The 14,603-nt window shown below is 56.2% G+C and carries 16 protein-coding genes; 7 read left to right on the forward strand and 9 right to left on the reverse strand.

Features of this window, described 5'->3' with window-relative positions; all coding sequences use genetic code 11:
- The first annotated feature begins 66 nt into the window (after window positions 1–66).
- The gene (locus tag L362_RS17210; RefSeq protein WP_023343957.1) at window positions 67–1,080 is read left to right on the forward strand and encodes a L,D-transpeptidase LdtE; all 1,014 of its coding nucleotides are present in this window, start codon (window positions 67–69) and stop codon (window positions 1,078–1,080) included.
- A gap of 60 nt (window positions 1,081–1,140) precedes the next feature.
- Here L362_RS17210 and lpp read toward each other — a convergent pair whose 3' ends face one another.
- The 4 genes from lpp to L362_RS17190 all read right to left on the reverse strand — a co-directional run bounded on the left by lpp (window position 1,141) and on the right by L362_RS17190 (window position 6,004).
- The gene (gene lpp, locus L362_RS17205; RefSeq protein ID WP_001082307.1) at window positions 1,141–1,377 is read right to left on the reverse strand and encodes a murein lipoprotein Lpp; all 237 of its coding nucleotides are present in this window, start codon (window positions 1,375–1,377) and stop codon (window positions 1,141–1,143) included.
- 309 nt (window positions 1,378–1,686) lie between these two features.
- On the reverse strand, window positions 1,687–3,099 hold the full coding sequence (pykF, locus tag L362_RS17200) for a pyruvate kinase PykF (protein ID WP_008500621.1): 1,413 nt from the start codon (window positions 3,097–3,099) through the stop codon (window positions 1,687–1,689).
- Between the two features lie 377 nt (window positions 3,100–3,476).
- A complete protein-coding gene (locus L362_RS17195; protein ID WP_021241113.1) occupies window positions 3,477–4,622 on the reverse strand; it encodes a trans-sulfuration enzyme family protein in 1,146 nt (381 codons plus the stop codon).
- 11 nt (window positions 4,623–4,633) lie between these two features.
- Entirely contained in the window at window positions 4,634–6,004 is a 1,371-nt protein-coding gene (locus L362_RS17190) for a pyridoxal-phosphate dependent enzyme (RefSeq protein ID WP_023343958.1), read from the reverse strand.
- A gap of 400 nt (window positions 6,005–6,404) precedes the next feature.
- On the opposite strand from L362_RS17190, the gene L362_RS17185 reads away from it, so the two are divergent.
- The 4 genes from L362_RS17185 to fumD all read left to right on the forward strand — a co-directional run bounded on the left by L362_RS17185 (window position 6,405) and on the right by fumD (window position 9,369).
- Complete coding sequence (locus tag L362_RS17185; protein WP_021241114.1) at window positions 6,405–7,427, forward strand: methionine ABC transporter ATP-binding protein; 1,023 nt, start codon at window positions 6,405–6,407, stop codon at window positions 7,425–7,427.
- Entirely contained in the window at window positions 7,420–8,088 is a 669-nt protein-coding gene (locus tag L362_RS17180) for a methionine ABC transporter permease (protein ID WP_008500617.1), read from the forward strand. Before L362_RS17185 ends, L362_RS17180 begins: the two co-directional genes overlap by 8 nt.
- 148 nt (window positions 8,089–8,236) lie before the next feature.
- On the forward strand, window positions 8,237–9,049 hold the full coding sequence (locus L362_RS17175) for a MetQ/NlpA family ABC transporter substrate-binding protein (protein WP_008500616.1): 813 nt from the start codon (window positions 8,237–8,239) through the stop codon (window positions 9,047–9,049).
- Window positions 9,050–9,159: 110 nt separating this feature from the next.
- Window positions 9,160–9,369 (forward strand): fumarate hydratase FumD, encoded by a 210-nt coding sequence (fumD, locus tag L362_RS17170; RefSeq protein WP_023343959.1) that lies wholly within the window; start codon window positions 9,160–9,162, stop codon window positions 9,367–9,369.
- Here the strand turns inward: fumD and L362_RS17165 are convergent.
- The 4 genes from L362_RS17165 to L362_RS17150 are packed head-to-tail and all read right to left on the reverse strand — an operon-like array spanning window position 9,350 to window position 12,443.
- Window positions 9,350–10,036: an amino acid ABC transporter permease gene (locus L362_RS17165; protein WP_023343960.1), complete on the reverse strand. Its 687-nt coding sequence runs from the start codon at window positions 10,034–10,036 to the stop codon at window positions 9,350–9,352. The genes fumD and L362_RS17165 overlap by 20 nt on opposite strands.
- Window positions 10,020–10,796, reverse strand: a complete 777-nt coding sequence (locus L362_RS17160) for an amino acid ABC transporter permease (RefSeq protein WP_023343961.1) — start codon at window positions 10,794–10,796, stop codon at window positions 10,020–10,022. The genes L362_RS17165 and L362_RS17160 overlap by 17 nt, the downstream gene beginning before the upstream one ends.
- On the reverse strand, window positions 10,796–11,611 hold the full coding sequence (locus tag L362_RS17155; protein WP_023343962.1) for an amino acid ABC transporter ATP-binding protein: 816 nt from the start codon (window positions 11,609–11,611) through the stop codon (window positions 10,796–10,798). The genes L362_RS17160 and L362_RS17155 overlap by 1 nt, the downstream gene beginning before the upstream one ends.
- 1 nt (window position 11,612) lies before the next feature.
- Window positions 11,613–12,443, reverse strand: coding sequence for an ABC transporter substrate-binding protein (locus L362_RS17150; protein ID WP_021241119.1), 831 nt, complete (start codon window positions 12,441–12,443; stop codon window positions 11,613–11,615).
- A 245-nt stretch (window positions 12,444–12,688) separates the two neighbouring features.
- On the opposite strand from L362_RS17150, the gene L362_RS24790 reads away from it, so the two are divergent.
- Window positions 12,689–12,856, forward strand: a complete 168-nt coding sequence (locus tag L362_RS24790) for a hypothetical protein (protein WP_008500610.1) — start codon at window positions 12,689–12,691, stop codon at window positions 12,854–12,856.
- A 144-nt stretch (window positions 12,857–13,000) separates the two neighbouring features.
- The gene (locus L362_RS17140; protein ID WP_021241120.1) at window positions 13,001–14,407 is read left to right on the forward strand and encodes a DUF1996 domain-containing protein; all 1,407 of its coding nucleotides are present in this window, start codon (window positions 13,001–13,003) and stop codon (window positions 14,405–14,407) included.
- A 45-nt stretch (window positions 14,408–14,452) separates the two neighbouring features.
- Here the strand turns inward: L362_RS17140 and L362_RS24595 are convergent, their stop codons facing one another.
- Window positions 14,453–14,593 carry a hypothetical protein gene (locus L362_RS24595; RefSeq protein WP_008500607.1) on the reverse strand — a complete coding sequence of 47 codons (141 nt, stop codon included), beginning with the start codon at window positions 14,591–14,593 and terminating at the stop codon, window positions 14,453–14,455.
- Window positions 14,594–14,603: the final 10 nt, after the last annotated feature.

Here is a 14,603-nt window from a genome sequence, read left to right on the forward strand (position 1 = left end):
AGGTGGTTCCCGCCTCGCTGGTTTTTCAGCTTTCTGGCGTTCTGTCAGTGAATAAGGAATCTCAGCATGAAGCGCGCGTCTCTCATTACTCTATTACTCCTCAGTTCGCTCGGAGCCCTTCATTCGGCCCGCGCGATGGACTATCCGTTGCCGCCCGCAGGCAGTCGTCTGATTGGGCAAAATCAAACCTACACGATACAGGAAGGGGATAATAAGCTGCAGACCATCGCCCGCCGGTTTAATACGGCGGCGCAGGTGCTCCTGGAAACCAACAATACCATTGCGCCGGTAAACCCTGCGCCGGGAACCGTGATAACCATTCCGTCGCAAATGCTGTTGCCGGATACGCCCCGCGAGGGGATTGTGGTGAATCTTGCTGAGCTTCGGCTCTACTACTTCCCGCCGGGGCAAAATATTGTTCAGGTTTATCCTCTGGGCATTGGTCAGCTGGGGCTGGAAACGCCGGTGACGACCACGCGGGTGAGCCAGAAGATCCCGAATCCCACCTGGACGCCCACGCCGGGCATACGAGCACGTTCTCTGGAGCAGGGCATTAAACTGCCTCCGGTGGTCCCTGCCGGGCCAAATAACCCCCTGGGACGCTTCGCACTGCGTTTAGGCGTGGGGAATGGGGAATATCTCATTCATGGCACCAGCGCGCCGGACAGCGTTGGCCTGCGTGTCAGCTCTGGCTGTATGCGGATGAACGCCCCGGACATTAAGGCGCTGTTCGAACAGGTGCGGGTGGGCACGCGGGTGCAGATTATCAATGAACCCGTGAAGTTCTCCGTGGAGCCGGATGGTAAACGCTATATTGAGGTCCACCGTCCGCTGGCGCAGGTAGAAGGGGAAAATCCGCAGGTCTCGCCAATTACTCATTCTGCCGACTTTGCGGCCTTTGTTTCTCAGGCAGGAAGCGATAAGGCGCTGATTGATAAAGCGCTGTCACGTCGTGCCGGGATCCCGGTTATCGTGTCGTCCGGTAGTGGCCCGTCAGCCAGCAATAGCGTGTTGTCGGTGCAGAACAGCCGGTTGTCTGCTGCGGTGGCGGAAGATGAAGGGGAGAGGGTGACGCAGTAGGCGTTTGACGCAGGCAAAAAAAATGGCGCACAATGTGCGCCATTTTATTAACAGGTACTATTACTTACGGTATTTAGTAGCCTGGTTGTCCAGACGCTGGTTAGCGCGAGCTGCGTCGTCTTTAGCAGCCTGAACGTCGGAACGCATTGCGTTCACGTCGTTGCTCAGCTGGTCAACTTTAGCGTTCAGAGTCTGAACGTCAGAAGACAGCTGATCGATTTTAGCGTTGCTGGAGCAACCAGCCAGCAGAGTAGAACCCAGGATTACCGCGCCCAGTACCAGTTTAGTACGATTCATTATTAATACCCTCTAGATTGAGTTAATCTCCATGTAGCGTTACAAGTATTACACAAAGTTTTTTGGGTTGAGAATATTTTTTTGATGGGAATACACCTATTTTTGATCGTTCGCTCAAAGAAGCACCGAATCAGCCCTTTTCGGGCAAAAATCTAAGGAAAAAAAGGCATTTATCATCGGATTCATCTTAGATAATTCGCAATTAAATAGAAAAACCCGATTTGCATTTTGAATGCGTTTGGCTAATGCCGGGAATAAAAAAAGCGCCCAATGGGCGCTTTTTATCCAAATTAATTCGTTCGGGAATTATTACAGCACGTGAACAGATGCGGTATTGGTGGTGCCGCTTGGTACCAGGGCGCCAGAAACCATGACCACAACGTCGCCTTTCTGTGCCAGACCGCTTTCCAGAGCCAGTGCTTTACCCTGAATGTAGAAATCGTCAGTAGAGGCGATCTCTTTAACCAGGTGCGCAACGACGCCTTTGCTCAGCACCAGCTGACGAGCGGTGGTTTCGTTGGTGGTCAGGGCCAGGATGGTCGCATCCGGGAAGTATTTACGCACGGCGCGCGCAGATTTACCGCCCTGAGTAGCAACCACAATCAGTGGTGCTTCCAGTTTCTCAGCAGTTTCTACCGCACCGCGGCATACTGCTTCGGTGATACGCAGCTTGCGGCTGTCGTTGTTGAAGTCCAGACGGCTGGTCATTACGCGGTCAGTACGTTCACAGATAGTCGCCATGATGCCGACCGCTTCCAGCGGGTATTTACCTTTCGCGGATTCACCGGACAGCATAACCGCATCAGTACCGTCGAGAATGGCGTTTGCCACGTCGCCTGCTTCAGCGCGGGTTGGGCGTGGGTTTTTGATCATGGAGTCCAGCATCTGCGTGGCGGTGATAACCACTTTACGCGCGCGCACACACTTCTCGATCATCATCTTCTGCGCGAAGATCACTTCTTCAACCGGGATTTCAACGCCGAGGTCACCACGTGCAACCATGATGCCGTCAGACGCTTCGAGGATTTCGTCGAAGTTGTTCAGGCCTTCCTGGTTTTCGATTTTGGAGATGATCTGGATCTTCTCGCCGCCGTGTGCTTTCAGGTGCTCACGGATTTCAACCACGTCGGAACGCTTACGTATGAAGGAGGCCGCGACGAAGTCAACGCCTTGCTCGCAGCCGAAGATCAGGTCCTGTTTGTCTTTTTCAGCCAGGGCTGGCAGCGCGATGGAGACGCCCGGCAGGTTAACGCCTTTGTTTTCGCCCAGGTCGCCGTTGTTCAGCACTTTACAGATAACTTTGTTGCCTTCGATAGCGGTGACTTCCATACCGATCAGGCCATCGTCGACCAGCACGGTGTTACCAACGGACAGATCGCTGGTGAAGCCTTCGTAGGTCACTGCAACGATTTCGCTGTTGCCGATAACGGATTTGTCGGTGGTGAAGGTGAAGGTCTGGCCCGCTTTCAGAGAGACGTCGTTACCGCCTTCCAGCTTGATGGTACGGATTTCTGGACCTTTGGTATCCAGCAGGATGGCCGCTTTTTTACCGGTCTTGCTCATCACGTTGCGCAAGTTCTGGATGCGCTGGCCGTGTTCTGCGTAGTCGCCGTGGGAGAAGTTCAGACGCATCACGTTCATGCCGGCATCCAGCATTTTGCTCAGCATCTCTTCAGATTCGGTTTTCGGGCCGATAGTACAAACAATTTTCGTCTTTTTCATGACAGTCTTAGTCTTTAAGTTGGGAAGGATATGGAAATCTCGCTCCGGGGGCGCACCGCCGCGGAGTCAAACCTGTGTTGCAAAAGAGTATATGACACGCACTAAGGATAGGAGACATCAAATGAGCGTGCAGAAGAAAGTGTGCCTGAGTGACAGCCCAACGAAGGAGAGGAGAAGTTGTACGTTGTTTTTTGTATTCCAAGCGCTGAAACCATTCACCAGGGATTAGGCGCGCATTATACGCTGATTTTAAGATAAAAGGAAAATGGAAACGGTGTTTCAGAAATAATCTGTGCCGTTTCACATAATATTGTTATCAAGGCGTTAAGCCATGATGACAACTTATCGCGGCAGGCGAGGGACCTGCCGCACTTTGCTTATTTTTGCAGCGCCTGGCTGAGGTCGGCAATCAGGTCTTTAGGATCTTCAATCCCCACCGACAGGCGGATCAGCTGCGGCACAATGCCGTTTGCGAGGCGTTGCTCCAGCGGAATCGAGGCGTGGGTCATGCTGTAAGGCTGGCTCACCAGACTTTCCACGCCGCCCAGGCTTTCCGCAAGGGTGAACAACTTCAGGTTACGAATCACCTCGGTGGCGCGTTGCGCATCGCCTTTTACCACGACGGAAATCATGCCACCGGGCAGCGCCATCTGCGTGCGGGCAAGCTGGTACTGCGGATGCGATTCCAGTCCTGGATAGTACACGTTTTCGACCAGCGGATGCTGCTCCAGCCATTGCGCAATCGCCAGCGCGTTGGTGCTGTGCTTTTCGACCCTCAGCGCGAGCGTGCGAATACCGCGCAGCGTCAGGAAGCTGCTGAACGGATCCAGAACGCCGCCCACCGCGTTCTGCAGATAGCCGAGCTTGTCCGCCAGCGCCTTGTTATCGCCCACCACCGCCAGCCCGGCCACCACGTCAGAGTGGCCGTTAAGGTATTTAGTGGCCGAGTGCACCACGATATCGAACCCGGACTCCAGCGGACGGTGGATCACCGGCGACGCGAAGGTGTTATCCGCCACGCTGATGACGTTATGACGACGGGCGATCGCCGCGATGGCCGCCAGATCGGCCAGCTTCAGCAGCGGGTTGGTTGGCGTTTCGACCCAGACCATACGCGTTTCCGGGCGAATGGCGGCCTCGAGCCCGGCCAGGTCGTCCGGTTTGACCCAGCTGACCTGCAGCCCGGTGCTGCGCTTGCGCACGTTTTCAATCAGGCGGTACGTCCCGCCGTATACGTCATCAATGGCGACAATATGGCTGTCTTTATCCAGCAGCTCGAGCACCGTGGAGATGGCCGCCAGACCGGAGGCAAAAGCGTAGCCGCGCGTGCCGCCTTCCAGTTCGGCAATCGCCGTTTCCAGCGCATGGCGGGTAGGGTTGCCGCTGCGGGAGTACTCGTAGCCGGTATGCTCCCCGGGCGCGGGTTGCGCAAACGTCGAGGTGGCGTAAATTGGCGGCATAACGGCGCCGTGCTGGTCGTTAAATTCGCCGCTGTGAACGCTGAGGGTGGCCAGATTTTTCATCATTGATTCCTTTATTGCTGTAGACGGTTGCGCCAGGCGGTCAGAACGTCGCTGCGCGTAATCAGACCGAGAAAACGGTCGTTGTCATTAATGACGGCCACCAGGCCGCGGTCGAAGATGGCGTGCAGGGCGCTTTCCGGCGCGTGCTTGTCAAGGAACTCGACCTGACGCGTCATGGCTGCCGTCACCGGCAGCGCGAAGCGATCGCCGTCGCCGCCGATATGCCGCAGGAGATCCCACTCGTCGATAATGCCCACCACCTTGCCGTTCTCCAGCACCGGCAGCTGGGAGATGTCATACAGACGCATGCGCGCCAGGACGGTGGAAAGCGTGTCGTCCGGGGCCGCGGTGACGGTGGCACCTTCGTCGTGGCGCAGGGCGATGTAGTCAGAGAGATCGCCGGCCTGAGGACGCGTGATGAGCCCCTGCTGTCGCATCCAGTCGTCGTTAAACATCTTCGAAAGATATTTATTGCCGCTGTCGCAGGCGAAGGTCACCACGCGCTTCGGCGTGGTCTGCGCCTGGCAATACTTCAGCGCGGCCGCCAGCAGCGTGCCGCTGGAGGAGCCCGCCAGAATGCCTTCCGTTTTCAGCAGCTCGCGCGCGGTGGTGAACGCTTCGCGGTCGGTGATGCGCCAGGCGCGATTCACCCCTTCAATGTGGGCCAGCGGAGGAATAAAGTCTTCGCCAATGCCCTCAACCAGCCAGGAGCCCGCGTCGTGGTAGCGTCCGGTTTCCACCTGGTCGGCGAGAACGGATCCGGCAGGGTCAGCCAGGACAAATTCCGTGTGCGGAGAGTGCTCGGCGAACCACGCCTGCAGGCCGCCCAGCGTGCCGCCTGAGCCGACGCCCACGACGATGGCGTCGATCCTGCCGTCAAGCTGTTCATACAGTTCCGGCGCCGTGGTGGTGCGGTGCGCCAGCGGGTTGGCTTCGTTGTTGAACTGGTCGATGTAAAACGCGCCCGGCAGTTCGTTCGCCAGACGCTGGGCGTAATCCTGGTAATAGGCAGGATGGCCTTTGTTAACGTCGGAGCGGGTCAGCACCACCTGGGCACCCAGCGCGCGCAGGTGGAAAATCTTCTCGCGGCTCATTTTGTCCGGCACCACCAGGATCAGCGAGTAGCCTTTCTGGGCGGCGATCAGGGCCAGGCCGAGACCGGTATTGCCCGCCGTGGCCTCGATAATCGTGCCGCCTGGCTGCAGCTGGCCGGTACGTTCCGCTTCGTTAATCATCGACAGCGCAACGCGATCCTTAATCGACCCGCCCGGATTTTGGTTTTCCAGCTTCAGAAAGAGCGAGCAGGGACCGGTATCAAGCTTATGCAGTTGGATAAGCGGGGTACGACCAATCAGTTCGGTGACGGAGTGATAAATCGTCATGATGTTTTCCTTTCTGGATGTCATGACGGGATGATAGGGCGGTGAAATTTTCTCAATAAAGAACCATTCACTGCTTTTTAGAACAGAAAGGAATATAAATGATGTTTTTGGATGTCAGGACAGCAAGACGTAAAGTTGTCTGGATGTGAGGATGGCTATATCCGCATAAAATGCTGCAAAAATGAGCGTTTTTGCAGGGTGTCAGCCAGCAGATATACATCAGGCAGATAATCATTGCTGAAATTCATCTAAATGCTGCCCACCCGGTAAATCCGCTATTTATTCCCCAAAGTTATAACACATTCTTTTTTGTTCATTTAAAAGCTGATAACGCCTGTTTACTATCGTTTGGACATCCATACTGCTAAACCGCCGCGGGCGGCACGGATAACGAATAAGAATGATAGTTCTCAGCAATATTTCGAAGGTTTTTGACAACGGAAAGGTGGCGCTCACGGCCGTTGATAACGTCAATTTGACGATAGCACAGGGACAGATATACGGGATCATCGGTTACAGCGGCGCAGGTAAAAGTACGCTTATTCGCTTGCTGAATGGTCTGGAAAAACCGAGCAGCGGCAGCGTAACCATCAACGGGCAGAACATTTCTGCCGCAAAAGGTGAAGCCCTGCGCCAGGCGCGTCTGAAGATCAGCATGGTGTTTCAGCACTTCAACCTGCTGTGGTCGCGCACGGTCAGCGAGAATATTGCGTTCTCGATGCAAATTGCCGGCGTACCGAAAGCCGACATTAAGGCCCGCGTGGCCGAGCTTATTGAACTCGTTGGCCTGAAAGGTCGCGAGCATGCCTATCCATCACAGCTGAGCGGTGGGCAAAAGCAGCGCGTGGGCATTGCGCGTGCGCTGGCTAATCGCCCGGATGTGCTGCTCTGCGATGAAGCTACCTCCGCGCTTGACCCCCAGACCACCGATCAGATCCTCGATCTGCTGCTGGATATTAACCGTCGTTTCAGGCTGACCATCGTGCTGATCACGCACGAGATGCACGTGGTGCGCAAAATCTGCGACCGCGTGGCGGTGATGGAGAACGGTAAAGTGGTGGAAGAGGGCGACGTGCTGAGCGTCTTTACCCATCCGCAGCAGCCGATTACGCAGCAGTTTGTCCGTCAGGTGAGCCAGTACGCTGAAGAAGAAACCTTCAATACCGAACTGGCAAACGATCTGGAAGGGACGGTCATCAGGCTGACCTTTACCGGGCACAGCACGCACAAACCGATTGTGGGCGAACTGACGCTGCGCTACGGCCTGCCGTTTAACATCCTGCACGGAAAAATGACCCAAACCGCTCACGGCGTGTTTGGTCAACTCTGGGTGCACGTCGTGGCATCTGATGAACAACTGAACAATATCCTCGCCGACCTGCAGCACAGCGATATTGAAGGCGAGGTGATTAAACATGGCTGAGAATCTCTTTCCGCATCTCAAGTGGGATCAGCTCTGGGCGGCGACGCTGGAGACGCTGTACATGACCGCGCTGTCCGGCGTGGCAACTTTCGTCCTGGGCATCGTGCTGGGCCTGGCGCTGTTTTTAACCGCGCGCGGCGGATTGTTCCACAACCGCACGGTATATAGCGTCATTTCGATTGTGGTGAACGTGTTCCGCTCGATTCCGTTCATCATTTTGATTGTGCTGCTGATCCCGTTCACCAAGACCGTTGTCGGCACCATTCTTGGCGCCAACGCGGCGCTGCCGGCGCTGATTGTGGGTGCCGCACCGTTCTACGCACGCCTGGTGGAGATCGCCCTGCGTGAAGTGGATAAAGGCGTCATCGAAGCCACACGCTCGATGGGCGCACGACTGAGCACGCTCGTGTTTCGGGTTTTACTGCCGGAATCATCACCCGCACTGGTCTCGGGTATTACGGTGACGCTGATTGCGCTGGTGAGCTACAGCGCGATGGCGGGGGTGATTGGCGCCGGTGGTTTGGGAAATCTGGCTTATCTGGAAGGATTCCAGCGCAACCATGGTGACGTCACGCTGGTGGCAACGGTGACCATTCTGATCATCGTTTTCATTATCCAGTTCTGCGGCGATGTCATTACTTCACTGTTAGATAAACGCTAATACCCGTCATATTTCGAGCCTCAGGCGCGTTGGCTGCATTCGTTCACCCCAGTCACTTACTGTATGTAAGCTCCTGGGGATTCACTCACTTGCCGCCTTCCTGTGACTCGAACTATTTAGGGTAACAACAACACACAGGAACCACATCATGAAAAAGACACTGACACTGATCGCCGCTGCAACCCTGAGCGCCCTGAGCTTCGCCTCCTGGGCCGACACCCTGACCGTGGGCGCGTCCAACACGCCGCATGCGGAAATTCTGGAGCAGGCAAAGCCGATTCTGGCGAAGCAGGGTATCGACCTGGAGATTAAACCGTTCCAGGACTACATTCTGCCGAACACCGCGCTGGCGGGTCATGACATCGACGCGAACTATTTCCAGCACATTCCTTACCTGAACAGCGTGCTGAAAGATCATGCGGGCGATAAGGACTACGATTTTGTCAGTGCGGGCGCGATCCATATTGAGCCAATCGGTATCTACTCCAAAAAATACAAGTCGCTGAAAGACCTGCCGGAAGGTGGCAAAATCATCATGCGTGATGCGGTTTCTGAAGAGGGGCGTATTCTCTCCATCTTCGAGAAAGAGGGCGTGATCAAGCTGAAGCCGGGCATCGATAAAGTGACCGCGCGCATCAGCGACATCGTCGAGAACCCGAAAAAGCTGAAGTTTACGCCTAACGTGGAAGCGTCTCTGCTGCCGCAGATGTACAACAATAACGAAGGCGACGCGGTGGTGATTAACGCCAACTACGCGATTGACGCCGGTCTGGATCCGGTTCATGACCCGATTGCGGTAGAGAGCGGTGAAAACAACCCGTATGCCAACATCATCACCGTGCATCGCGGTGACGAGAAGAAGAAAGACATCGTCGCGCTGGTGAACGTGCTGCACTCGAAAGAGATTCAGGACTGGATCCGCACCAAGTACAAAGGCGCGGTCATTCCAGTAAACAACTAATTGACTGATTTTACAGATGAAGCCCGGCGAGTCTCTCGCCGGGCTTCTTTTTTGTATCCGGCAGGAGAATCATTTAAGCTCAACGTTTAACAGGCAATGGAGTGATGACGATGGGTAACGTGACCAAAGATGAAGCGCTGTACCAGGAGATGTGCCGGGTGGTCGGAAAGGTGGTGCTTGAGATGCGTGATTTAGGGCAGGAGCCAAAGCATATTGTCATTGCCGGTGTTCTGCGTACCGCGCTGGCGAACCAGCGCGTGAAACGCAGTGCATTGACAACCGAAGCGATGGAAACGGTGGTTAAAGCGCTGGCCGGGTAAGGCGCCAGCGTTTCGCAAGCTGCTCGAGCGAGCAGCAGAGCAGGTAGTAGACCACGCCCGTAAAGATAAATATGGCCGCCGGGTAGATTTGCACCCGGTTGTTGACCTGTCCCGCCACCGTGGTCAGCTCCGGGACGTTCACGATAAACGCCAGCGACGTATCCTTCAGCAGGCTGATAAAAATCCCCACCAGCGACGGCAGAATATTCCCCAGCGCCTGCGGCAGCAGCACGCGCCACAGGGTTTGCTGCGTGCTGAATCCCTGTGACAGCGCGGCTTCGAACTGCCCGGTCGGCAGCGCGCTCAGCCCGGCCAGGACCGAGTGCATCACGGTGGCCGCCGTAAACCAGGCCAGCGCCAGCGTGACGGTCAGCGCTCCGGGCAGATCGCCCCCGGTGATGAGCGGCAGGAGATACCACATCCAGAAAATCACGAAGATGAGCGGGATCCCGCGAATCAGCTCTGCCCATAAAAAGAGGGCTTTGCGCACGAGCCCGGTAAAGCGCCAGGCCAGGCACGCGAGCGCAATCCCCGCGGGCAGGGCGATAACGGCTGCTCCAGTCGCCATCATCAGCGAGAGCAACACGCCCCCCGGTTCACCGGCTGCCGCGCGTCCCCACAGCAGATAATCGAGGTTATCGGTGATGACATTAAGTCCGGCAATCATGTTTTTCACTCCCTGCGGTAGCGACGATCGGACGTTTACGTTTCGCCTGCGGCCCAAGGCGGACCAGCACCATTCCCATGACCAGACCGGTCAGGAGATAGAGTGCGGTACCGAGGGTAAATGCCTCCAGCGCGTGCGCGTTATAGCTTTCGATCTGCCTGACCTGATAGGTGAGCTCGGCGAAGCCAATCCCGCTGGCGAGCGAGGAGAGCTTCATCAGGTTGAGATACTGGCCCACAACGGGCTGCCAGGCGTTAGCCAGCCCCTGCGGCAGCAGGATGTAGCGAAACACGCGCCACGTGGAGAAACCCTGGGCGAGCGCCGCCTCCCGTTGCCCGGCTGGCACAGACCGCAAGCCTGATTCCACTTCTTCGATTAAAAACGCCGAGGTAAATACGCCCAGCCCCCAGGCAGAGCATAAAAATTCGGGCGTAAACCACCAGACGTCGCCGGGCAGAATGGACCAGCTGTGATCGGCGTTGACCACGTCGCGAAACGCCTGCGGCAGCCCGTTCCAGGCGGCAAAATACCAGAACAGCAGCTGCACCAGCAGCGGCGTATTGCGAAACAGCGATACCCAGCCGCTGACGATCGCTTTCCCGACGCGTCCACCGGACAGGCGCAGGAGCATAAAGAGCAGTGCGAGCAGGCTGGCCAGCGCGATCCCCGCCAGCGTCACCCACAGGGTGGTGAGAAATCCGGAAAGTATCCACTGCAGAGGCTGTCCGGTCAGTACCCCCTGCCAGTCGAGCGCGGGCATTACAGATGCTCCTGATGCAGCGGGTCCAGCACCTTTTGCAGGAAACGCTGCGCGCGCGGATGCGCTGGCTGGTTGAAAAACTGCGCTGGCGGCGCGGTTTCCAGAATTTGCCCGCCGTCGATAAAGACAATCCGGTCGGCGATTTCCCGGGCAAATTGCATCTCATGGGTCACTACGATCATCGTGATCCCGCTGTGGGCGAGGGCTTTCATCACGAACAGCACTTCACCAATCATCTCCGGATCCAGCGCGGAGGTGGGTTCATCGAAAAGAATGATTTGCGGTGAAGAGGCGAGGGCGCGGGCTATCGCCACGCGCTGCTGCTGTCCGCCGGATAGCTCTGCCGGGAAATGGTAGGCCTTTTCCAGCATCCCGACTTTCTCCAGCAGGGCCAGCGCGCGCGCCTGGGCTGGCTGTGGCTTCCAGCCGTGAACGTGCTCCAGTGCCAGGGTAATGTTCTGGCTGGTGGTGAGATGGGCATAAAGGTTGAACTGCTGGAATACAAACCCCACGCGGCTTCGCAGCTGGCGCAGCCCGCTACCGGAGAGCTTTCCGGTAGGCTTGTTGTCGACCAGGATCTCCCCGCCGCTCAGGGGTTCAAGCTGGTTGATAAGACGAATCAGGGTGGATTTACCGGAACCCGACGGGCCGAGGATGGCCACCACTTCACCGGGCGTAATAGTGAGGTTAATGTCGTTCAAAACCTGATGGTCACCGTAGCGTTTGTCCACATGACGAAACTCGACGCTGGCCTGTTCCAGATGTGAAAAATCCGCGGCACCGGCCGCGGAGTGTGAAAATAAACCTGAGAGCATATTACTTAGCTTCTATTTTAAAGGCGCGAGGCTGTGGGGCTGGGGTGCCTGGACCAAACCAGACGTCGTAGATTTTTGCCGCCTGGCCGTTCTTCTCGAGATTGACCAGCTCATCGTTGACGGCTTTCAGCAGCGCCGTTTCACCTTTTTTCACCCCGACGCCAATCTCTTCTTTGCTCAGCAGGTCGGGCAGGATTTTGAAGTTGGCTTTATCCGGCGCCTGCGCCAGCAGACCGGCCAGAATGGTGCTGTCCTGAGTGATGGCCTGTACGTTGCCGTTGCGCAGTGCGGTCAGCGCCAGCGGAATATCGTCATAAGAGAGGACGCGGGACTGCGGGAAGCGCTGGTGCAGCGCCTGCTCGCCCGTCGTGCCTTTGACCGCGCCAATGCGCGCCCGGCTGTAGTCATCGAGCTTGTCCGGAGATTTCGCCGGAACGAGGAACTGCTGGCCGGTAACGAAGTAAGGCGTCGAGAAATCAATGACCTGTGCGCGTTCTGGGGTGATAGTAATATCCGCCACGATCAGGTCGGCTTTGCCGGACTGCAGCAGCGGAATGCGGTTGGCCGGATTGGTGGCAACCAGTTCAAGCTTCACGCCGAGTGATGTTGCCAGCGCTTTGGCGAAGTCCACGTCGTAACCCACGATCTCATGCGTTTTGGCATCAATCGAGCCAAACGGCGGGTTGGCATCAAACGTGGCGACTTTCACCACCCCTGCTGCCTTGATATCCGCCAGCTGATCGGCCTGCGCCTGCGCTGAAAACAGGCCCCAGGCTGCCACTACGCCCAGAACCAGCGTCCGTTTTTTAAACCCTTTCATTTTTGCTGCCATAGTCATACGCCATCCCGTTGTTTTTGTTTTACCCCGTTACGCTCCCATAAGGGAAAGCTATCGCCAAATAAGAAATCGTTCTTTGCTATGAGCAAAAAAGCATTAGTGAACAAGGTGTTAATGAAGCGTGAAAAGGACGGGGCGCTATTTGCAGATCCTGCACATCGACAGTGGATTTTGGTATTTCCCCTGCACGGGAGTGGGGTGCTTAACTGAAGGCAGATACGGCGAGAGAGGGTAAAACGATGAAAAAATGGATCAGCACGTTACGGCGGTTTTTTGCGACCCGACCAGCGAATGCGGAGAACAGCGCGCAACGTGTTCTTGAGTCGATACTGCCTGTCGCCAGCCTGTATGGCGTAGACGTTGCCAACATTGACCCGGAGTGGTTCCATGATAAAACGCCACGCTGAACTGCGCCGCACGCGCGAAACGTACTGGAATGAGGTGTGCGTGACGTCTGTAAAGCCTCAAAAGATGGAAAAGTACGCTCTGAATCATTCGGTTAATTAGCCCGCTTTTGTTACCAATGTGTCCTTTCAGTCATGGAGAAAATGATGAAACGGACCACGTTAACACGCGCGCTTTCTGTCCCTGCGCTACTTTTCACAATTCATGCGGCACACGCCGCACCGCAGGCGCATGTTGTTTGCGGCTATTCCCATACCCTTGGCGATGACGCCATTATGATGTACGGCATGCCCAACGAGGCCATGCTGCACGACTTCTTCGGCAACGTGCAAACGGATGCTGACTCCAGCCGTGAATCCCTGCGCCGGGATGAAAAGACCACCTGCGATAACAAAGCCGACAGCTCTGCCTACTGGGCACCTTCGCTTCGCCTGCCTGACGGTACGGTCGTCAAACCGGCGTATCAAAAAACCTATTATCAGGCATCGAACGTGGACGCCTGGCCGCTACACCCTTTCCCGGCGGGGCTGTCGCTGCTGGCGGGCGACCATCACGGTAGTGCGCCGAATCCACATATCACCTTTTTATGTGCCAACGGCAAGGGTTACACCACCAAAACCGGTGAGGTCTGCGGCTTGCGCAAGGCGAACGATGCCGTGCAGTTTAATATCGGCATTCAGTTTCCTAACTGCTGGGATGGAGTGAACCTGAAGCCTGCCCATGGTCTGATTAACGCCACCTACGACGTCAAGGGGCAGTGCCCGTCCACCTTCCCGGTGAAAATTCCCACCGTGAACATGAACATTGCTTACGTACTCCCGACGATTAGCTCGCTTGATACCAGCAAAGTGCAGCTCTCCATGGACCCCATCATGCACGGCGATGAGCGAGAAGAGCGGTGGGGTAGCCTGTATACGGCGCATGCAGATTTCATGAACGGCTGGACGGAAGACGCCGCGCGCTTTATGACTGACCTGTGCATGAACCGCGGGTTAGATTGTGGCACCACCGTCCCGTATGGTTATTCCAGAGCGAAGGCCAACGTCTGGCTCAGCAGCCTGGAGCCAGACCTCTCCCAGCCCGAACCGCAGGTTTTACTGGTGCAGGATAACTGGCAGAACGGGGGGCGCACGAAAAACAGCGAAACGCTGTCGCTGGTGAAGTTCCACATTCCTCCTCTGCCTGCCGGGCAGGATCCTTCGCAGTTTACGTACCGCGTGCGGATTTATGGCGGCAAAGTGGAAACTAACGGTGCCGATCAGATCTTCTTCTATCCGGCCAGCAATGACTGGGATCCTGCTACCGTAAGATGGGCCTCGCGTCCGGCCTGTAACTATCGCTCCGACGCAGTGCTCTATCTGAACCATTCTCGTGAATACCGGATGGTGAACGTGGACAAAGCCGTGCGCAAGGCGCTGGCGGAAGGAAAAACCGAAATCTCGTGGTATATCGGCGGTGACCGCCAGGGGAATCATTACCAGTTCGAACCGGCGTCTTCATCAGAAAGCCTGGTTCTGATGCTAACGGGGTTTAAAAAGACGCCTGAGCTGTAATCTTCCCCGCAATGAAAAAAGCACCGGTTTTCCGGTGCTTTTTTATCAGATCTTGCAGGCGTCGCCGCAGTCGTCGTCGGCAATAATCGCCTGCGCTTTTTTATCCGCATCGTCCAGACGTTCTGCGTTACGCTCTTCCGCTTCATCCAGACCGTTAAAAACTAAGTTATCGAGATCAATTTCCATCTTGCACCTG

Origin of the sequence: Enterobacter sp. MGH 16, assembly GCF_000493175.1 — a bacterium.
In the GTDB taxonomy this organism is placed as follows: domain Bacteria; phylum Pseudomonadota; class Gammaproteobacteria; order Enterobacterales; family Enterobacteriaceae; genus Enterobacter; species Enterobacter roggenkampii.